This window comes from Limnoglobus roseus, from assembly GCF_008254045.1.
Taxonomy (GTDB): domain Bacteria; phylum Planctomycetota; class Planctomycetia; order Gemmatales; family Gemmataceae; genus Limnoglobus; species Limnoglobus roseus.
On record NZ_CP042425.1, the window covers coordinates 4,929,060 to 4,948,377 of the forward strand.

General features: G+C 64.8%; 12 protein-coding genes and 1 pseudogene. 6 read left to right on the plus strand and 7 right to left on the minus strand.

What is annotated here, in order from left to right; translation table 11 throughout:
• Window positions 1-5: 5 nt before the first annotated feature.
• On the minus strand, window positions 6-2,261 hold the full coding sequence (locus tag PX52LOC_RS20575; RefSeq protein WP_149111860.1) for a polysaccharide biosynthesis tyrosine autokinase: 2,256 nt from the start codon (window positions 2,259-2,261) through the stop codon (window positions 6-8).
• 575 nt (window positions 2,262-2,836) lie between these two features.
• Here PX52LOC_RS20575 and PX52LOC_RS20580 point away from each other — a divergent pair.
• Window positions 2,837-3,895, plus strand: coding sequence for a polysaccharide biosynthesis/export family protein (locus PX52LOC_RS20580; RefSeq protein ID WP_149111861.1), 1,059 nt, complete (start codon window positions 2,837-2,839; stop codon window positions 3,893-3,895).
• A gap of 83 nt (window positions 3,896-3,978) precedes the next feature.
• Here PX52LOC_RS20580 and PX52LOC_RS20585 read toward each other — a convergent pair.
• Together PX52LOC_RS20585 and PX52LOC_RS42680 are read right to left on the minus strand one after the other, a co-directional pair.
• Window positions 3,979-4,721 (minus strand): annotated as a pseudogene (locus tag PX52LOC_RS20585) (IS5 family transposase).
• An 84-nt stretch (window positions 4,722-4,805) separates the two neighbouring features.
• Window positions 4,806-5,444, minus strand: coding sequence for a hypothetical protein (locus PX52LOC_RS42680; protein WP_246173424.1), 639 nt, complete (start codon window positions 5,442-5,444; stop codon window positions 4,806-4,808).
• Between the two features lie 255 nt (window positions 5,445-5,699).
• Between PX52LOC_RS42680 and PX52LOC_RS20595 the strand changes: the two genes are divergently transcribed.
• From PX52LOC_RS20595 to PX52LOC_RS20605, 3 genes are all read left to right on the plus strand, one after another.
• On the plus strand, window positions 5,700-6,221 hold the full coding sequence (locus PX52LOC_RS20595; RefSeq protein ID WP_149111862.1) for a hypothetical protein: 522 nt from the start codon (window positions 5,700-5,702) through the stop codon (window positions 6,219-6,221).
• A 63-nt stretch (window positions 6,222-6,284) separates the two neighbouring features.
• The gene (locus PX52LOC_RS20600; RefSeq protein WP_149111863.1) at window positions 6,285-6,902 is read left to right on the plus strand and encodes a hypothetical protein; all 618 of its coding nucleotides are present in this window, start codon (window positions 6,285-6,287) and stop codon (window positions 6,900-6,902) included.
• A gap of 94 nt (window positions 6,903-6,996) precedes the next feature.
• The gene (locus PX52LOC_RS20605) at window positions 6,997-7,932 is read left to right on the plus strand and encodes an NAD-dependent epimerase/dehydratase family protein (RefSeq protein ID WP_149111864.1); all 936 of its coding nucleotides are present in this window, start codon (window positions 6,997-6,999) and stop codon (window positions 7,930-7,932) included.
• A 38-nt stretch (window positions 7,933-7,970) separates the two neighbouring features.
• On the opposite strand, the gene PX52LOC_RS20610 is transcribed toward PX52LOC_RS20605, so the two are convergent.
• Entirely contained in the window at window positions 7,971-12,188 is a 4,218-nt protein-coding gene (locus PX52LOC_RS20610; protein WP_149111865.1) for a tetratricopeptide repeat protein, read from the minus strand.
• Between the two features lie 122 nt (window positions 12,189-12,310).
• Here PX52LOC_RS20610 and PX52LOC_RS20615 point away from each other — a divergent pair, with 122 nt between their 5' ends.
• A complete protein-coding gene (locus PX52LOC_RS20615) occupies window positions 12,311-13,219 on the plus strand; it encodes an XrtA system polysaccharide deacetylase (protein WP_149111866.1) in 909 nt (302 codons plus the stop codon).
• Window positions 13,220-13,223: 4 nt separating this feature from the next.
• Here the strand turns inward: PX52LOC_RS20615 and PX52LOC_RS20620 are convergent, their stop codons facing one another.
• The gene (locus PX52LOC_RS20620; RefSeq protein WP_149111867.1) at window positions 13,224-13,640 is read right to left on the minus strand and encodes a PEP-CTERM sorting domain-containing protein; all 417 of its coding nucleotides are present in this window, start codon (window positions 13,638-13,640) and stop codon (window positions 13,224-13,226) included.
• Window positions 13,641-14,003: 363 nt separating this feature from the next.
• Between PX52LOC_RS20620 and PX52LOC_RS20625 the strand changes: the two genes are divergently transcribed.
• Window positions 14,004-15,752: a BBP7 family outer membrane beta-barrel protein gene (locus PX52LOC_RS20625; RefSeq protein WP_149111868.1), complete on the plus strand. Its 1,749-nt coding sequence runs from the start codon at window positions 14,004-14,006 to the stop codon at window positions 15,750-15,752.
• Between the two features lie 82 nt (window positions 15,753-15,834).
• Here PX52LOC_RS20625 and PX52LOC_RS20630 read toward each other — a convergent pair whose 3' ends face one another.
• Both PX52LOC_RS20630 and PX52LOC_RS20635 read right to left on the minus strand, forming a co-directional pair.
• Window positions 15,835-16,254: a diacylglycerol kinase gene (locus PX52LOC_RS20630; protein ID WP_168219112.1), complete on the minus strand. Its 420-nt coding sequence runs from the start codon at window positions 16,252-16,254 to the stop codon at window positions 15,835-15,837.
• A gap of 76 nt (window positions 16,255-16,330) precedes the next feature.
• Window positions 16,331-19,189 carry an LPS-assembly protein LptD gene (locus PX52LOC_RS20635; protein WP_149111870.1) on the minus strand — a complete coding sequence of 953 codons (2,859 nt, stop codon included), beginning with the start codon at window positions 19,187-19,189 and terminating at the stop codon, window positions 16,331-16,333.
• Between the last annotated feature and the right edge of the window lie 129 nt (window positions 19,190-19,318).

Sequence of the window (19,318 nt, forward strand, 5' to 3'; positions counted from 1 at the left end):
TTCACTTACGCCGGCAGTTGCTTCACGTAGTTGTAGCCGTAGGCGTGGATGTCGGTCTTGATGCCGTTGACCACCGCCCCGAGGAGGGGAATGTTCAACTGCGACAGCCGATCGGAAGCGTCCAGCACCTTCGGAAGTTGGCTGATGTCTTGCAGAATCGAGATCAACACGCCATCGACGTGCTGTCCGATTAGTAGCGTGTCAGCCACCGGCAGCACCGGGCACGAATCGACAACGATGAAGTCGAACTGCCCGCGGAGGCGGTTGAACAGCGATTCCAGTTGATGCCCTTGTGCCAGAGCTGAGATGACGCGGTTGGAACACTGGCCGGCCGGGATGACCCAGAGGTTCGGCACCGTCGTCGGCTGGACCGCGTCGCTGACGTCCAATTCCGAGAGCAGAATCTCGGAGCAACCCGGTGCGAGGGGCAGGTCGAAGAGGCGGTGCATCGACGGGTTGCGGAGGTCGCAGTCCACGATCAGCGTCCGCAGGCCGGCCGTCGCCATGCTCGTCGCAAGTTGGCTGGAGAGTGAAGTCTTGCCCTCGCCCTGCATGGCGCTCGTGACCATGATGACCTGCATGCTCTGCGTCTTGGCCGTGTGCAGGAGCATGGTGCGGGTGCTGTTGACCGACTCGTTGAGGATGAACCGCCAATTCTGGTTGGCGTCCGCCTCGCCGGTCTTGATGCTCTGCCGCGACGGGAAGGCCGGGATCGTGCCGATGACCCGCATGCCGATCTCGTTAACGACCTGGTCGACGCCGTCCACTCGACGGGTCCGCCACTCCAGGAAGGCCACGAGGGTGAGGACGACCAAAAACATCGCCACGCCGATCATGCCGCTGTAGAGCATCTTCTGGCGCTGGTTGTGGTTGTACATGATGACGGCCTTCTCGCGGATTTCGATCCGGCCTCCGGAACTGAGCCACAGGTTCAACTGCTCGATCTGCTCCTCGATCTTTTGCTTCTGCTCCATCTTGGGCTTGATTTCGCGGTCCTGCTTAATGACTTCGATCCCCATCCGGTTCATGACTTCGAGCCGCGATTCTAGTTCCGTCACGGCTTGCGAGTATTTGGTGAGGTTCGACTGGGCTGTCGTCCGTTCGATCTGAATCAGCCGCTGCCCCTTCTCGATCTCGTCACGGCGTTCGGCCCGGAGTTTCGTCTCGACATCGCTCCGCCGTTGAGACGTGAGCGCCGCCCGCCGGGCGATGATGTCCTTGATCTCGTCCTGAACTTCCACGATCCGTGGATTGTCGGCGTCCTTGTAGGCACCTTGCCGGGCCTTGAGTTTCGCCTGAGCGACCTCGAGTTCAGCCTGGAAGCCGACCAACGCAGGCTCTTTGTCGCGGAGCAGGGCCGCTTCGATTTGCTCGTCGGTAAACTTCTTGGTTTGTAGAGACGCCGCCTCGTCGTTGGCGGCCTTGACCTGATCGTCCAAGGCAGCCAACTTGACCTCGGCTTCGCGCTTCGCGCTTCGCGCCTTGCGGAGTTCGTCGCCGACGTCCTTGACCTTCTCGTTGAACATTTCCGGCGTCTGCGGCGCGTTCATGTCACCGCGGAGGTGGCCGGCCCGCATGATGTCGTCGATGTCCTTCTGGTATTTCTCTCGCAGCTTCACGAGGATGTCTTTTTGAGCCCGCCGCCGTTCGGTCTCCTTGGCGCTCGACTCAGCTTTGAACGTCTGCACCAGAACGTCCAAAACTTCCTTGAGTTCGTCGGGCCGGTCGCCGTTCATGGTGACCGCCATCAGGTCTGGGGCTTCCCACCGCAGGCGGAGCATGTCCTCAATGACCTTGGCTGGGTCGTCGGACGTCTTCACTAACTGCGTGTCCTTCAGCTTCTCGTTCTGGACCACGCGGGTCAGGATGGTGCGCGTCTTGATGAGCACCATCTGGTTTTCTTTGAAGTTCGACGTGTTGCTGTCGTTCTGCTGATTTGCCCCCGGCATCAGGCCGACGTTCTCGGGGGTGATTTCAAGTAGGGCCTTAACTTGGTGCTTCCCCTGTGGGGCCGCAATCCAGAGGGCGACGGCAGCGGCAGCGGCGACGAGCAACCCCAGGAAGCTCGCCAGAACCCACCGCCGTTTCAGGGCGTTTAGCAACCCCATGAACGTCGGTACGTTGCGGTTGCCGACTGGCGACGGTAGGGAGACTGGACTCGGCGCGGCAGAATACGCGCCACCAGGAATGGAATACGTCGGTGCGGAATACTGGGCTAACGCGGCATTACCTTGCTGGTCACCTTCGGGGGATCGACGCATTACGCGGCTCCTGGCAAATCTCGTGACATCGCGAGTTCAATCACACGGGCTGTCGGGAAGCCGTCAAACACCGTTCTCGAAGTACTCGTTTATCCGCATCGCCACAGAACATGCGAACCGATCCCGACTCGATCGATAGCACATTTGATGCCTATTCGATAAACTCACACCGTTCCGCGAGGGAATACTGCGGAAACCACCGAGAATCCACCTTCTTTCAACGAGATTCTTTGTTCCACCTACACCGGATTGCGGCCCGGTTTTGACGATATTTCTGACAGATCCGGTTGTAAATCCAACACATCTCGACACCGGACAAGAAAGTCTAAACTCACGGCCCGCGCGATAATTTTACTGAGTCTAGCTTACTCTTTGGTTCCGCGAGGGGAACTTACCTCCGGGAATGGAGGGAATTGTATTCATTTCTGAATCTAACGGAAGTGACGATTAGTTTGATTGCATCGGACGGCCGGGAATGACGATAAATCGGGTGAGCATGGGTGAAACGTCGGCACGTGCGTCATTCTGGGCACGAGTCGCCGATTACGCTACCGTCGCAATTGGAGGAACAAGGAATGTTCCGGTCCCGGTGTGTGAAAACAGTCCTGTGGACGCTCGCGACGGTGGGCCTGACGGCGGGCGGTTTCGGCTGCACGTCGGTGCCCAAGAAGAAGGCCGCCGACCCGGTTCCCGACTTGCAACTGCCGAAGGAACTGAACAAGGTCACGCACCCGACCTATACGGTTGAGTCGCCGGACATTCTGCTCATCGAATCGACGCGCACGATTCCGCTGCCACCTTATTTGGTGCAACCGCTCGACGCGCTCCTGCTCATCGGCAAGGATGACGATTCGACCGAGCCGATCAAAGGCATTTACCCCGTTGATCCCGACGGCACCATCAACCTCGGCGAGACGTACGGCGGCAAGCACCAGGTGAGCGACCTGACGGCGAAGGACATCGAGAAGAAGCTGACGGGGGAATTGCGGAAGTCCTTCAAGTCGATCTCGGTCAGCGTTTCGCTCGCCTCGTCCGGCCGCGGTGTGCAGCAGATCGCCGGCCAGCACCTCGTGCGGCCCGACGGCACCGTCGGCCTCGGCGTCTACGGCAGTGTCTTCGTCGCCGGGATGACGCTTCCCCAGGCCAAGTCGGCCATCGAACAACACCTGACAAAGTACCTCTACCGCCCCGAAGTGAGCGTGGACGTGTACTCGTACAACAGTAAGTGGTACTACGTCATCACCGACTTTGCCGGGAACGGCGAACAGGTTGTTCGCCTGCCATCCACCGGAAACGAAACCGTCCTCGACGCGATCTCGCAGATCGGCGGCCTGTCGGCCGTGTCGTCGAAGCGGGTTTGGGTCGCCCGCCCCGCCCCAGCCGGCGTCGCGGATCAAATCCTGCCGGTGGACTGGAAGGGCATCACCCGCCGCGGCAACACTTGCACGAACTATCAAGTGTTGCCGGGCGACCGGGTCTTCGTGATGGGCCAGCCGATTACGAAGTTCGACAACTACTTCGGTCGCGTCCTTGCCCCGGCGGAACGGGCTCTTGGCTTCACCCTGCTCGGCACGACGACGGTGCAGACGATCCAGGGCAACGGCCTCTTCGGCGGTGGCAACAACGGCAACTAAGCCGACGATCGGCGAGCCGAGCACCGTGAGGTGCCGGGTGAATGCCACTGATACTCACCCGGCACCTTAGGTCGTGTGGACAGTCACGGGTGCCTCAGGACATCCAGGGCGGAGGCCAAGTGTACGAACCCGAGGTAGCACTGGTCGAGCTTGTCGTACCGGGTGGCCACCCGCCGGCACTGCTTGACCCGGGCTCAGAACCGCTCGACGACGTTGCGGGTGCGATACACCCGGCGGTCGTACCGCACCCGCCGGCGGCGGCACCCGAGCGGGCGGATGACGGCCTTGGCCCGCAGCCGGCGGACCAGCCGACGGAGGGCGTCGCTGTCGTACCCGCGATCGGCGATGACCACCCGTGGCCGGTGGCCGGCCAGCAGGGCGGCCGCCCGCGGCCCGTCCCCGGCTTGGCCGGGCGTGAGCAACAGGGCGACCGGGTGGCCGCGGCCGGTCACGGCCGCGTGGACCTTGGTGCCGAACCCGCCGGGGCTGCGGCCGACGGCCTGGCCGCCCGCTTTTTTTCCGCCCCGGCGGCGTGCGGGTGGGCCCGGACGACGGTCGAGTCGAGGATGAGGGTGGACACGTCCGGGTCGCGGACGGCCTCGAGCACTCGCCCCCACACGCCGGCCGCCGACCACCGCCGGAACCGCCGCCAGACCGAGTTCCAGTTGCCGAACCGCGGTGGCAGGTCCCGCCACGGGACGCCGGTCCGCAGGACGTACAGGACGGCGTTGACGAACGCCCGGTGGTCCCCGCCGGCCGGCCCGCGGGCCGGGAGCAGCGGCCGCACCGCCGCCCAGTCTGCGTCCGAGAGTTCATGCCGTCGCATGCCAGCCGCCTCCGAGGGAGTCGAGGCCGTTATGCGACCGACCGCCACTACTGTCCACACAACCTACGGTGCTCGGCTCGCCTTTTACTCCTTCCCCAGGACGAGATCGACGACCCAGCACCCGCGGACGTGCGGCCCGTCGACGCGGCAGTGGGCGAGGATGTTAGCGTCCTCGCAACCGGCATCCTGCAGCGCGTCGGCCAGGATCGGCAGGCGGTCGAACGCACGGTCGTTGTAGATGCCTTGAGCGATACCGACGGCGGTGGGCGTGAGCCACGCCGGTTCGAGTGCGATGGGGCGGAATGGGTTGCCGAAGATGTCGCGGAGATGTTCGGATTGTCTGATTCGCCCCAGTCGTTTCGTCGCCTTCTTCAGGGGACGCTCGATCCCGACATCCAACAGGTTGGCAGTCAACCAGGCAACACGAAGGACGTTAGCTGACACATCTTCGGAAACGCAGGCATCAATGACCGCTTCGGCCGCGAATTCTTGGACGCCGTGAAATTCGTTGTAGGCTTCCGTCGCCAGTTGCTCCCCTTGCAGTAGTAGCGTCGGGGAAGCGAACCCATCGGCAAACTGCTCGGCAATTACGAGTGCCCTTCGCCCGCGGTCGTCAAGAAGGTTCGTGATGGCCTTGCAACATTCGACAGCGAACAACCGCAGTTTTCTCGGGCTGAACGTGACGCCAGACTGCGAGAGCATCCGGCCAGGTTCTTTTCCCACTCGCCACTCCGCCTCCGTCATCGACCTGCCCTCCGTTCCCGCCGATGATACCACACGCGACTGCCGGTAGCGGTTGTAAGAATTCCGTCACGTCACGCGGCTTCCGGCTGCCCCAATCGTCGGACGCTTCCTCCATCCCGCGGCTCGCGTTCGTCGATGTTCCCCGCGACGAGTCACGGACGGAACTGTTGACGGCGACCGGGCGTCGGCTAGCCTGACCGATGCCGCCCGCCCCGACAGACTCGGAGGGAGACGATGCACATTCACACCCGTTACGCCGTGGCGTTCGCCGGCTTGATGCTTGCGTCCACACTCAGCCCCCTCTCGGCCCAACCGCAGGTTCCTGGCGGCGCGGGGGCGGGTCGCCCGTCGTTCAGTCCTTACTTGAACCTCGCCGGTCGAGGGAACAACCCCGGCATCAATTACTTCGGGATCGTTCGCCCGGAGCAGAAGCTCTTTCAGCAGACGAGCCAACTCCAGCAACAGTTGTCGCTGACGAACCAGGCGGTGACGAACAACACGAACTCGCTGAACGACAACCTCTTCACCGGCCGCGGGGCGACATTCGGGTTCTACTCGCACTACTACTACAACAGCCCGACTGGCGGCGGGGGGGCTGGCGGTGGTGGGAGTGGGTTCCGAACCAGCGGGGCCGGGAGTAGCACCGGACCGAATTACAACAACGCCGGGGCGGCGTCGGTCTTCCGGCCGGGCGGCATGTCGAACAACATCGGCCAAGCCCCCCGACCCGCGTTCAACGGCAACCCGCGACGATAGACCTTCCAGACTTCGGGCGGCTGTCTGGCCGCTGTCCTCGTATCGCGAAAGGATACCCCCAACATGATCCGCGGCACCTTCGTTTTCCTCGCGGCGGCCGCCCTCGGCGTGCCGGTTCAGGCCGGGGACGGCGTCTTCGGCAAGGGGCTGAAGATTTACCCCAAGTCCGAGGCCCATTACATCAAGCAGTTCTCCGGGCCGACGATCTCGCCGTGCGGGCCGTGCTTCGGCTACAATCGGACCCAGTGGCGCTCGTGGGGTGAGGCATGCAACGAACCGCAACCGGTCGATCCAGGTCCGGTGAAGTACGCCCCCCCGGCGGAAGAGGCGATCCCGGAGCCGGAGAAGAAGGGCACGCCGGCCACGCCGAAGATTGAGACAGGGCCGAAGGCCACGGAGAAGAAAGACCCGCCAGTGATTGCGCCCGAAAAGAAGGAACCGCCGAAGGTCGACGCCCCGAAACCACCGGACGTGAAGCCCGAAGTGCCGAAGATCGAGCTCCCCAAGCCGCCCGAGGCGAAGCCGGGACTGGAACCGAAGACGGAAAACACCTCGATCGTGCTGCCGTTGCCGAGCGTTCCCACGCCTCTGCCGGTGCCACCTGCTCCGGCCCCGCTGCCGGTTCCGGCCGTGGTCCCACTCCCGCTGCCGACGGTGATCGTGCCCATTTCTTCGAAGTAGGGACAACCGCGGGCGAATCTTCGATAACAACACAGGCTTCCAGACGAGCGAGAACCCGATGGGTTCTCGCTCGCGTTTCCGGTTCGAGGTAGTCATGGCGGAACTGAGTCTTGTGACGGGCGGGGCGGGCTTCATCGGCTCGCACGTGGTGGAAGAACTGACCCGCCTCGGCCGCCCGGTCCGCGTGTTCGACGACTTCAGCACCGGCCTGCGGGAGAACTTCACGCACCTCGCGGTTGCCCCGGAGGTTGTCGAAGGTTCGCTCACCGACGGCGCGGCCGTGGCGCGGGCGGTGGCCGGGGCCGGCGTGGTCTACCACCTCGGGGCGATGGCGTCGGTCGCAAAGAGCCTGGAAGCGCCGCTCGACTGCCACGCCGTCTGCGCGACCGGCACGCTGAACGTGCTGGAAGCGGCCCGCAAGCACGGCGTGCGGCGGGTGGTGTACGCCGCGAGTTCGAGCGCCTACGGCGGGGCCGACGACCCGGCCGGCCAAGACGAGCAGACGCCGCTGGAAACGCTCTCGCCCTACGCGGCGGCGAAGTTGGCCGGTGAGATGTACTTGCAAGCCTTCGCGGCTAGTTTCGGCGTCGAGACGGTCCGCGTGCGGTTCTTCAACATCTTCGGCCCCCGCCAGCGGGCCGACAGTCCGTACAGCGGCGTCATCGCCATCTTCGCGGCGGCTCTGCTCAACGGCCGTGTGCCGACGGTCCACGGCGACGGCGGTCAATCTCGCGATTTCACCTACGTGGCGAACGCCGTGCAAGCCCTGTTGAGGGCGGCCGAAACGCCAGGCGTCTCCGGCCGCGTCTACAACGCCGGCACCGGCCGGAGCGTGTCGCTGTTAGAACTCGTGGCCGCGTTGAACCGCATCCTCGGCACCGACGTGACGCCGACGCACGGCCCCGCCCGCCTCGGCGACGTGCGGTTCTCGAAGGCAAAGATCGAGAAGATTCAGTCGGAACTCGGCTACCAGCCGACGGTGGATTTCGAGGAAGGCTTACGGCGAACGGTGGATTGGATGAAGGGGTGAGATCAATCACCCCTTCACTCCGTTCCCCATCAACGCGATTACTCTGGTCCGTACAACCGCTCGTAGTTCGGCCATTCCAGCGGGTGGAGCATCGTCTTCTTCAGCCCCTTGTCGCGGGCCGCGTTTAGCCACGTCCGCTTGTTCTCGCTCTCGGTCGTCTTCTCCGTCGCGAGGGCGGAGTGGAAGTCGTAGACGGCCTTCGGTTCCAATAGCCGAGCGGCTCCCAGGTCCACCAACGCCTCGGCGGTCTTGCCGGCCGCCGTCTGGACCATCGCCCGCGTGTCCAACAGGAAGTTCCGCGGCCCGATCGTTGCGAGTGCCGTGTTGACCAGTTCCAGTGCCCGGCCGGCCGCGTCCGGGTTCCGCAACACCAACAGCGACGCGAGGTTGTTCAGAGCCACGGGCTGTTTCGCATCGACCGCCAGCACTTGCTCGTAAGCCGCGATAGCCTCATCGTACTTCCCCTGTGCGTCGAGGATCGCCGCCGCTGACGCGACCGCGGTCGTGTCCTTCGGGTTTGCCTTGCGCTGCTCGTCGATCCACGCGAGGCTCTCGCCGACGATACGGTCCCACTCGGGTTGTTCGGCCGGCGGGATCGCCGCCCGGGGTTTCGCCGCGATGGCGTTCCGCAGGAGTTGCACCTTCGTCAACGGCGGCGGGCAGTCCTTCGCGTCGAGCTTCCACGCAGTCTGCATCGCCTTCAACGTCTGCTGCGTGTCCACGTAGAAGAGGACCAGGGCCGCGTGCCGCTGCGGGAGTTGCGACTTCTCGGCCACCTGCCGGAAGGTCGCTTCCGCCTCGACCGTGCAACCGAGTTCCAACAGCAGCGGGCCGACCGATTGGAGCTGAACCTCCGGCTTCGCCGCCGCGGGGAACGCAAGGACGAGTTTCGCCGCCCGGGCTTTGTCGCCGGCCTTCGCCAGTTCTCTCGCTTCCTCGGCGGTCGCGTCCCAGCTATTCGGCAGCGTCGTCTTGATCCGCTCCAGCGTCGGCCGGGCCGCGTCGAGGTGGTTGGCCTTCACCTGCACTTGATGCAGCAGGACGAGGTGAACCGCCCGGGCGTTCGGCGACTTCGTCGCTTCGCGAAGGTCGGCCTCCGCGAGTTGCAACCGCCCCTCTTGAGCGTAGAGCATTGCCCGTTGTGCCAAATCGTCAGGCGGCAGGGGATCGTTGAGGGCGGATCGGTCGAGTAGTTGGTAGGCGTCCATCCGGCGGAACGGGTCGCGGGCCAGGACGAATGCCTTCGCCCGCAGATCATCGGGCAGTTCCGCCGTCTTCAAGTTCTCGTCCAACAGCGCCACCGCCGCGTCGATTCGCGTGTGCGCGTCCGATCCGACCATCTTGCCGGCCGCCAGACTGCGGCGCGCCCATCGCTTCAGGTCTTCGGGGGCATCGCTGGTTAAGATTGCCGCACACTTTGCGTCGGCGTCGGGGTTGCGGCCGGCGCGGCGGTACAGGTCCGCGAGGGCCGAGGTCAATCGTGGGTCGTTCGGCAATTCACGCAGACCGCCGAGGTACGTTTGCTCGGCCCCGCCGAGGTCGCCGAGGAGTTCCTGGCACTTGCCGACCGTCTGCGGAATGGTCGCCTTGTTGGGCAACTTGTCGCGGACCGCCGTAAGGGCCGGGGCGACTTTCGTCGTTGTCGCGATGGCGGCGTCGCGGTCGCCGGTGAAAATCTGGGCCTGCACGAGTGCCAGCCAGACTTCCGGCATGTGCGGACCGTGTTCGCTCGCCTTCGCGAACGCCTTCACGGCCTCGGCCTTGTTGCCGTTCAGGAGGAACCAGTTGCCGCGGAAGAGTTGCTCCCGCGGGTCGGTCGAGTCGGCTGTCTTCTGGACGATTTCGCGGCTCTGCTCGCCGCCGTGACCGCCGGCGGCGTTCAGCAGCGACAGCGTTTGGCCGAGGTCTTTCGGCAACACCGCCAGTTGGTTACGCTCGTCGAGGACGCGGCGGGCGTTCTCTTGTCGGCCGCGGGCCAGCAGGAGGTTGACGAACTTCCGCAACACGGCCTCGTCGCGCTCGCCGAAATCGTAGGCCGTGCGGTACGCGGCCAGTGCCGCGTCGGGGTCGTTGGTCAGCATCGCGATGTCGCCGAGTACGACCTGCGGCCGCGTCCAGGCTTCTCGCTTCTTGAGGATCGCTTGCAGTTGGCCGCGCAACCGTTCAGCCTGCGGCCGGTCAACCTTCGACGACTGGGCGAGTTCCTTCAAAGCCTGGGCGAAGAGGAACACCGGCCCGGTCTCGCCGTCGAGTTTCTTGATCTCCGCGATGACGGCCTCGGCCTCCGGGAACCGCTTCGCTTGCAGATCGATCTGCGTCAGGGCCATCCGCGGGACCAGGTCGTAGGGCTTCGCCGTAGCCACCTTCTTCAGCAGATCGATCGCGTCCGTTGGTTGGTCCAGGCCGGCCAGCACGTTGGCGACGGCGAGGTTGAGTTCGTTCTGCTCGTCGGCGGGGAGCTTGTCCGCGTTGTCGGCGAGGGCACGGATCGCCTTCGCGTCGCGGGTCGTGCGGGCCAGCAGGTTCGCGCGGGCGATGCGGAGGGCGGCCTTGTCGCCGATCAATTTCTCGGCATCATCGAGAACGGTGGCCGCTTCTTTCGGGCTGCGGCGGGCGGCAAACTCGGCCAGAGTGACGTGCGCGGTCGTCGCCTCCGTCACCCGCGACACGAGGTCGCGTAGCAACTTCTCGCCCTCGTCCGCCCGGCCCTGGGCCGCGAGGGCTTGCGCCCGAAGTACCTCGACGCCGACGGTGCGCGGCGGTTTGCCGACGCTCGTCTCGAAGGCGGCCCAGTTCCGCTTTGCCACGGGCTTGCCGAGTTGCTCGCGGAGCTTCGCACTCACCAGCATGAAGCGGGCGGGGGGCATCGTGTCGGCGTAGTCGGTCAAAATCTTCTCGGCGTCGGCGATGCGGTTCAGCCGCAACAGAGTCTCGGCCTTGCCGATCTGGGCGTCCGTGCGAAGTGGGTTCGCCAACGCCGCCCGTGAATAGGCCTCCAGGCTGCGCTCGGGGTTGTTGGCGAGCGAGTAGCACTGGCCGAGGCAAACCTGGGCCTTCGCGTAGTGGCGCGGGAACCGTTCGAAGAACTCCAAGCATTGCGTGAGCGCCGGGATTGCGTCCGGCCAGTTGCCGTCGAAGAGGAACAGTCGGCCGGTCAAGTAATCGTAAACAGGGCGGAACGTCTCTTTCCCCTTGTACCGGCGGTCGATCTCCTGGCGGGCGAGGGTCACTTCGCGATTGTCGATCATCAGGTCGAGCAGGTCGATCGTCATCGGGTCGTTGTTCGTCGCCACCTCGGCGGCCTTGCGGAGTTCCTCCTGAGCCTTCGCCTTGTCGTGAAGCCCCTCGAGCGCCAGGTAGTAGGCGGTGCGCAACCGCGTGTCGTTCGGGTTGACGGCCACGGCCTTCGCCAACACCTCGCGGGCCGAGGCGAGCTGCTTGTCGCGAACGAACAGGTCGGCCATGAGCAGGGTGAAATCGATGTTCTTCGCGGCGTCCTTGACTTCCTTCGCGGCCTTCAGAATCTCCTCGCGGGCGGCGGCGGTCTGGCCTTTGCTGTAGAGGAAGTTAACGTGGGCCACGCGGGCGACGGTGTCGTCCGGCAGGTCTTTCGCCATCTGCTCAATCAAGCGGTCGGCTTCCTCGGTCGCGGTCGGCTGGTCCTCTTTGCGAAGGTACTCGGCCATCCGCTGGTAGACTTCCGCCGACGCCTTTTTGCCGTCGATCAGCTTCCGCAGGTGGGTCATGCCCGCGGCCGTGTCGCCGAGGCGGAACTCGCACGCAGCCAGTTGCTCGGTCAACTCCGGATCGCCCGGCGTGCCGGTCACGGGGTCGAGGAGGTAGGTCAGGTGGTGCTTGGCGCTGGTGAAGACCTGGTAAGTCATGTACATCTTCGCCAGCTTCTTGCGCTCCTCCGCCCGCTGCGGGGCGGCGAGCATCATGCGCTCGTAGCAGTCGATTAACGCCCGCTTTGCCTTCGGGTTCGGGTCTTCTTCTAGGATGGCCGCGTACTCGCCGGTCGCGTTCATGTCCCGCGGCTGGAAGTTCAGGTAATTTTGGTACAGCAGGAAGGCGTCGGCGTTGTTGCCGTCTTGGCGGGCGTCGCGGGCCTGGTCGAGCATCTTCGCGGCATTGCGGTGGACTTGCAGGTAGTTGGCCCCGTAGGCCGCCCCGCCGAAAAGCGCAATCGTGACGAGCAGAATCAGCAGGCGTTTCGTGTTGATGTGGCGGCGCGACGACGGCTGGTACTTCTTCAAGGGGGAGGCTCCGACGGTAGTGCGGCTTCGTGGTGCGAATCAGTCGAGTAGACGATTGTAGCAGACGATCCGGCTCTGCGGGCGGGGTGGGCTGATTGGATTTTCGGACCTATGCTTGTGGCATGAACTCTCTGCGAACGCCCCAACCTGCCGGCCCATCCTACGTGCTCAGTTTCGATGTGGAGGAACACCACCGCATCGAAGCGGCCGCGGCCGTCGAGTGTTCATCAAAACAGATGGCGATCTACGCGGAACGGATGGAAGACCGCACGCGAATGATCCTGGATTTGCTCGCGGCGGCCGGGGTGAAGGCGACCTTCTACATCGTCGGACAAATCGCCGAGACGCACCCGAAGCTGGTGCGAGACATCGCAGATGCCGGTCACGAAGTTGGCTCGCACAGTTACGACCACCGGCGCGTCCATCGCTTCACGCCGGAACAGTTCGCCGACGACGTGCGCGTGAGCAAAGATCGGCTCGAACAGACCACCGGCCAACCCGTGTACGGGTTTCGCGCCCCCACGTTCAGCATCGTGCGGCAGACGGCGTGGGCGGTGGACGTACTCGCAGAGGTGGGAATCGTTTACGACAGTTCCATCTTCCCGGTGCGGCACGACCGCTACGGCATCCCCGATGCGCCGCGGACGCCGTTCCTGGCTTTTGGTCGTACGCGCGAGATTCTGGAACTCCCGCCGGCTACGTACCGCGTTTTGGGCCAGAACCTGCCGGTCGCCGGGGGCGGGTACTTCCGCCTTTTCCCGCCGATAGTCATGCGGGCGGGCTTGTCGCAACTCCGGCGGAAGACCTCGCCGGCGGTGGGGATGCTCTACTTCCACCCGTGGGAATTCGACCCGGATCAGCCGAAGTTGCCGTTGAAGTGGCTGTCGAAGTGGCGGACCTATGTGGGCATCTCGAAGAGCACGGCCCAGCTGGAACGCTTGGTGAAGCGATACTCGTTCCGCCGGGCGATTGACGTGGTGAACGACCTGTTGGCCGACCGCGATTCGCTGCCGCGGTTCGCAGTCGGCTAAGAGTTTACTCTTTCGTCTCGTTCTCAGTCTTTTTCTTGCGTCGTGCCGCAGCGGCGACGGCCAATCCAATCCCGGCCATCACGATGGTGGTCGGCTCGGGCACGCCCACCGGCTTCACGATCGGCGGGGGCGGGGGCGGGGGCGGCGGTACAACTGGCGGTCCCGGCGGCGGGGGCGGAGGGAAGAACGGTGGCGGCGGGACGGGTGGGATCACCGGCGGGACGACAGGCGGCCCAACCGGTGGCACGATGATCGGCGGTGGCGGCGGCGGTGGCACGACGACGACCTTGTTTCCGCCGTTCGGAACGGGGGGAAAGAACGCTCCGGCCGGTTGCGTGCAGATGGTGAACGCTGCCGCCCCGACGATGCCGGCGGGAATGATCGAACGCAGACACAAAAAGGTATGCCATTCCGTGGCCATGAGTATTCCCCCATCTCCCGCCTGAGTAACTGCGACGTATAGCAGGTATCGGGAAGAGGGGAATTCCAACTTAACAGCTTCTCCGGGTTGGTCAGCTTTTCTCGCCGCCGCGGCCTGTCGAAACTTTGCGGACCATGTGGATTCTCCAGTTTGCGTAAAATTCCAACGGCGGGCGTTCCGGTCACTTTGCAAGTTGGATTGAGGATAGCTAGCTGGGATGACCGAACCAGTTAATTGACACGATCTGCGCCGGCATTGGGTAGGCGGTGAAGGTGGGGAACAGGACCGTTCTCCCGCGACCGTGACTCCGGCGGTGGATTTTGCAACATCGATTCAGCGGGCAGTGTCAGGAGGACCGTCACCATGCGCCGACTACTGGCCACGGGATTTGGCTTCGGTTTAGCCGTTTCCCCCTCTCTCGTTTTCGCGCAACAGCCCGGCATGACGGCCCCCCGGTCGCCGGTCCGCATCGTCGCGGTGCGGTCCACGGACGACCCGACCATCACCGCTCGCGGGCAGGCGGGCGGGATGCCGATGCCGCCGATGGGCAGCCCGATGTCGCCGGTGCCGATGGGCTCGCCGATCCCCATGCCGATGCCGGGGAGCGGTAGCAGTAGTCCGCCGCCGGCCCAATTGGGCATGCCGAAGCCCCTCGGTCAAGGGCCGAGCATCACGGAAGTCCCGGGCGGTCGCCCGCCGCAACAACCCGTGCCCGGGATGCAAGGCACGCCCTACTCCACGCCGTATCCGTACCAGTACCAACCGCAGCCGGGCTACCCCGGGGCGACGCTCGGCCCGGCATCCCCGGTGATGCCGGAATCCCCGCACCCGACGACGGTGTACCCGCAGGGCGGCTACGGCGGTTCGTACCCGCGGCCGGAACTCGACGCGCCCCTCTTTGAAGGGTGTTACGCCCCCGGCGTGCAAACTTGGGGCGGCTACCAGATGGGCGGGGCACCAGCCCCGGCTCCGGTCGCGGCCGCTCCTGCCGTGGGCTACGGCCAACTGCTCGCCCCCTATGGCCCCGGTGGCATGAACCGCTGGTGGCTGTCGGCCGAGTACCTGCTGTGGTTCACGAAGAGCGCCGAGTACCCGGCCCTGCTGACCACGAGTTCCCCGGCCTTCGGCGGCATTCAGGGGTCCGGTGATACCCGTACGATCTTCGGCAACGGCTCGTTCGGTGACACGCTGCACAGCGGCGGCCGCTTCGGCATCGGCCGGTACTTCGGCTGCGACCAGCGGTGGGCTTTCGACGGCAGCGTCTTCTTCCTCGGCACCAACAACAACAGTTTCACCGCGAACAGCGCCGACTACCCCGTGCTGGCCCGGCCGTTCACCAACGTGAACCAGAACATTCCGTTCTCGGAGGTGATTACGTCGCCAGGGCTGTCCGTCGGGATGGCTCAGATCGACTCGGAGATCTCGCTCTGGGGGGCAGAGGCTAACCTCCGTCGGCGGCTCGCGGGCACGTCCTGTGCGCGGCTCGATCTGATCGGCGGGTTCCGCTACCTCGACCTGCGGGAAGGCGTTCGCGTGACCGAGACGTTCATGCGCACGCCCGACTCGCCGACGTCCATCGGCGTGCCGAACGCGATGTCCGGGACGGTGTTCGACAGTTTCCGAACGGTCAACCAGTTCTACGGTGCGACCGTCGGCCTGTCCGGCGAACTCCGCCGCGGCCGGTGGTTCTCGAACCTGACCACGAAGGTGTCGCTCGGCACGGTCTACCAGAAGGCGATCATCGACGGCGGCCAGCAGATTGTGTTCGACACCGGGGCCATCGGCACAGCCAGCGGCGGCCTGTTGACCGCCCCCGGCGCGAACATCGGCACGTACACGCAGAACAAGTTCGCCGTCGTGCCGGAGGTCGGGTTCAACCTCGGCTATCAGGTCACGCCGAACTGCCGGTTCTTCGTGGGGTACAACTTCTTGTACCTCAGCAGTGCCCTTCGGCCGGGCGACCAGATCGACACGAACCTGGACATCACGCGGATTCCGAACTTCCCGGTCCCCGGCGTAAGTCAGTTCCCGGTAGTCCGGCCGACCGTGCCGCTCAAGGACAAGGACTTCTTCGCCCAGGGCGTGAGCTTCGGGTTGCAGTGGCGGTGGTAATCAGTCAAGCGAGCGGCCCGGCGAAAGCGGGCCGTGTCTGCTTCTTACAGACACGGCCCGCTTTCGCCGGGCCGCTCGCCATTTATCCCCACAATTTCGCGAACTGCCGGATGAAGATGATGCTGCCGACGGCGGCGGTGGTCAGGCTCGCCATCAGCACGGCGCCCGCCGCGATGTCCAGGCAGCCGTGGATGCGCTTCTTCGACTCCTCGTCCAGCCCGTGGAACAGCGTCTCGATGGCGCTGTTGAACAGTTCCGCGGTGAACACGAAGCCGATGCACCCGAGCAAGAGACACCACTCGACCCAGCTGACCTGCAACACGCCGGCGACGGCCACAACCAGGGCGGCGAAGAAGAAGTGGATGTAGAAACTGGAATGCCCGCGGATGCCGCGCTTCGTGCCGCGGAACGCCTCGCGGAACTTGTCCCGCCACAGCCGGGGCTTCTTCCGGCGCGGCGGCGGGCCGCCGGCGTCCCCGGCCGCCCACGGGTTCGGCGTCATGTTCCACCTCGGTTGCGGTTCGAGTCGGCCCATAGTGGATTGATCGGCCCCGGAAGGTGAAAGACCGGCCGGCGGGTTATCGCGCGCCGCCGAACTGAGCCGTGCCGATGCGGGACAGCGCCGTGCCGGCCGCGATGTTCGGCACGACGACGAACATGAACCCGGTGTTGTTCGTCTGCTGGTTGTACGTCAGGCCGATGCTCACGGTCAGGTCGGTCCCCGTGCGCGTGACGAGCATCGTGTTCGACAGGGCCTGTTGAATGCCGAAGTCGTAGTTCGTCGAGAGGTTGACGTTGTACTTCTTCGTCAACTGGTAGCCGATCGACGCGATCACGGCCTTGCTATTCACCGGGTTCGTTTCGCGGTATCCGAAGTAGAAGCTCGTGCGGTCCGGCCGGTTGAAGTAGACGCCCGAATTCCAGTACCGCGCCCCGGAGGCGAACGGGTCGAACCACCCGGACGACGACACGGCCGTCTGGTCGCCGACGTTCCAGAGGGTGTTGTACTCGAAGAACGCGGCCGTTTTGCCGTAGTTGTCCTTGCTCGCCTGCGGGAACAGCGACGTGGACAGGTCGAGGGTCAGCCAGTCGATCGTGTGCTCCATGCCGGGGAAGCCCCGCTTGGTCTGCAACCGCTGGTCGAAGCCGAGTTGCACGACCTGCATGTCGTCACGGGTGTCGATCCGGTTGTCCACCAGCCGCCGGATCGCCAGTTGTTGCGGGTCGAAGAACGGGGCCGTTGCCAGGGCGATACCGTCCGCCCCCTTCACGAACTGCGTCTGGAACGGTTTGATCGTGCGGACCGTCTGGTCGATGCTGTCGTCGTCGAGGCGGTCGAGTTGCGGCAGGTCGGTGTAGTGGACGTTGGTGCGGGCGTAGTAATAGTTCGAGTGCAGCGTCGCCTTGTGGTTCAGCCCGCGGACGTTGAAGAGTTCGCTGTTGGCGTCGCTGAACAGTCGTGTGAACGTGACCGACGCCCGCGCCCCGCCGCCGCCGTACACGCGGCCGCGGCTGTTGCCGTTCAGGTCTTCGGTGTACCCGGTCAGGTCGAACACGCCGTATGGCACGACCTTCACCGGCCCGGCGGCCAACGGCACGCTGAGTTCGTGCCACCAGTCGGCCCGGCCGGTGTTGATCGCCTTCTGCTCGGTGGACAGCACCGGCGGCGGGTAGACCTGGCTCGGCCGAAAGTTCGCGTACCCGAGGTCGGCCCGCGAGTTGTACGTGAAGATGTCGAAGAACGACTGGCCGATCAAGGCCCCCTTCGCCTCCGGCAGCCACCGCGTCTCGGTCATCCAGTTGCGGTCCTGGCCGTCTTGCACCAACAGCGACCCGTGGAACCGGCCGGTACTGCCGCCGAGGTAGGCGAACGTCTCCTGGTTCACACTGTTGAGGAACTCCGTCCGGAAGTACTGCTCGTAGAAGTTCTTGTCACTCTGGTGGGCGAACTGACTCTGCGCAATCAGGTACGAGTCGGACGTGAGCAGGTTGTCCTGGTCGCGGGTGGCGAGGAGTTCCTGTTGGTTCTGCCAGACCGCGCGGCCGCGGAAGAACGTGCGGCCGTTCCGAGCCGGGTCATCGAAGAGCAGTGACTGGACCGGTTCGATGCCGCGGTACCCCCCGAGGATGTCCTCCCCCCGGTCCTGAATGCCGTAGAGCCGCACCGACCCGTTGTTCTTGCCGAACAGGCCGAAGAAGTCGGGGTTGGTGTACGAGTAGTCGGTCCCGAAGCCCGGCCCCCGCTTGTCGAGGTAGTCGAGGTTCAGTCGCCAGTTGTGGCCGGGCGGCGGCCGCAGGGCGAGCAGGTTGAACATGTCCCAGGTCGTGTAGTACTGGGTGCCGAAGATACGGCCGTTGCCGAAGCCGATGCCGAGCAGCGGGCCGAGCGGTTTGCTCGGGTCGGTTTGCACGTAGGGCGTGTAGAAGATCGGCACGCCGAGGATTTCGACCCGTGCGTTCCGGGCGGTCAGGGTCCGCTCGAAACTGTAGTCGAGGTCGCCGCTCGGCAGATTGCGGTACGGCAGGCCGAAAATGTTCCGCCGGACAGTCTCCCGCTCGACGATGCTGGCCTCGCTGGTGAGCAACTCCAGGGCGGGGTCGGACGGTAGCTTGCTCGAAAACGCCCCGGCCCGCGTCGCGTGCCATTCGGACCGGCCGAGCCGCTCCATCCGCTCGGCGCGGAGGTGGACGGTGTCCTGGAGTTTGTTGAACCCCATTTCCAGGTCCGCGTTCAACGCGACGGCGCGGTTCTTGTTCACGTCGTAGTAAATCTGCTCCGCCCGCACGACTCGGGTGTCGATGACCCGTTCATCCCAGCCCACGTTAAGGATGCGCTCGTCCTTGCTGCGGATCACGACGTTGCCGGTCATGTACAGTTCGATTTCGAGCCGGTTGTCCCCGGACTGCTCCTGGTCGATCGGCAGGCCGCCAGAAATGTCGCGGCCGTTGAGGTTCTTGATCCACATCACGATGTTGTCGGCGGCGAACTCGTACTCCTGCGGGATCGCCTTCGGCCCCGTTTCGATCTCGTAATAGACGTTGATGATCAGGCCGCTCGTGTACACGAGGCGCTGCGTGCCGTCGGGCATGCGTTCCAGGTCGAACTTGTTCAGGTTCCCGTACCGCGGGCTGTAGCGGATCACTTGCCGCTTCGCGTTCGCTGGTAGGTTCACGCGCGAGCCTTCCGTCAGGAAGACTTCGTCCCTCGGCAGTGGGATCGTGACGGGCGGGGGCGGTGGCAGAGCGGGATTGGGCGCGACCGTCGGCGGGTCGGCCGGCAGCGTCGGCGGCGGAACCTGGAAGGCTACGTGCGGCGTCGGCCGGGGCGTGTTGAGCGGCAGCGTCGGGAACTGGGGCAAATCCTGGGCGGCCCCTCGGGGCGCGACGCCGCAAGTGGCCGACAGCAACAACAGGATGAACGCCGTTCGGCAGGCCACGGCTCCCCCACGCAAGATGACAGACTTTGGTTCAGGGCGGGACTATAACGGCCCCGCGAGGGGCGTCAAGACAAGCACGCCCACGAATTCAGGGCGGGTTGGAAATTGTGGCAATCCGCCTGCGGCGAG

Excerpts from the sequence above, each read along its gene's own strand:
- PX52LOC_RS20575 (WP_149111860.1), bottom strand. The coding sequence starts at position 2,261 with ATGCGTCGATCCCCCGAAGGTGACCAGCAAGGTAATGCCGCGTTAGCC.
- PX52LOC_RS20580 (WP_149111861.1), top strand. The coding sequence starts at position 2,837 with ATGTTCCGGTCCCGGTGTGTGAAAACAGTCCTGTGGACGCTCGCGACG.
- PX52LOC_RS20595 (WP_149111862.1), top strand. The coding sequence starts at position 5,700 with ATGCACATTCACACCCGTTACGCCGTGGCGTTCGCCGGCTTGATGCTT.
- PX52LOC_RS20600 (WP_149111863.1), top strand. The coding sequence starts at position 6,285 with ATGATCCGCGGCACCTTCGTTTTCCTCGCGGCGGCCGCCCTCGGCGTG.
- PX52LOC_RS20605 (WP_149111864.1), top strand. The coding sequence starts at position 6,997 with ATGGCGGAACTGAGTCTTGTGACGGGCGGGGCGGGCTTCATCGGCTCG.
- PX52LOC_RS20615 (WP_149111866.1), top strand. The coding sequence starts at position 12,311 with ATGAACTCTCTGCGAACGCCCCAACCTGCCGGCCCATCCTACGTGCTC.
- PX52LOC_RS20620 (WP_149111867.1), bottom strand. The coding sequence starts at position 13,640 with ATGGCCACGGAATGGCATACCTTTTTGTGTCTGCGTTCGATCATTCCC.
- PX52LOC_RS20625 (WP_149111868.1), top strand. The coding sequence starts at position 14,004 with ATGCGCCGACTACTGGCCACGGGATTTGGCTTCGGTTTAGCCGTTTCC.
- PX52LOC_RS20630 (WP_168219112.1), bottom strand. The coding sequence starts at position 16,254 with ATGACGCCGAACCCGTGGGCGGCCGGGGACGCCGGCGGCCCGCCGCCG.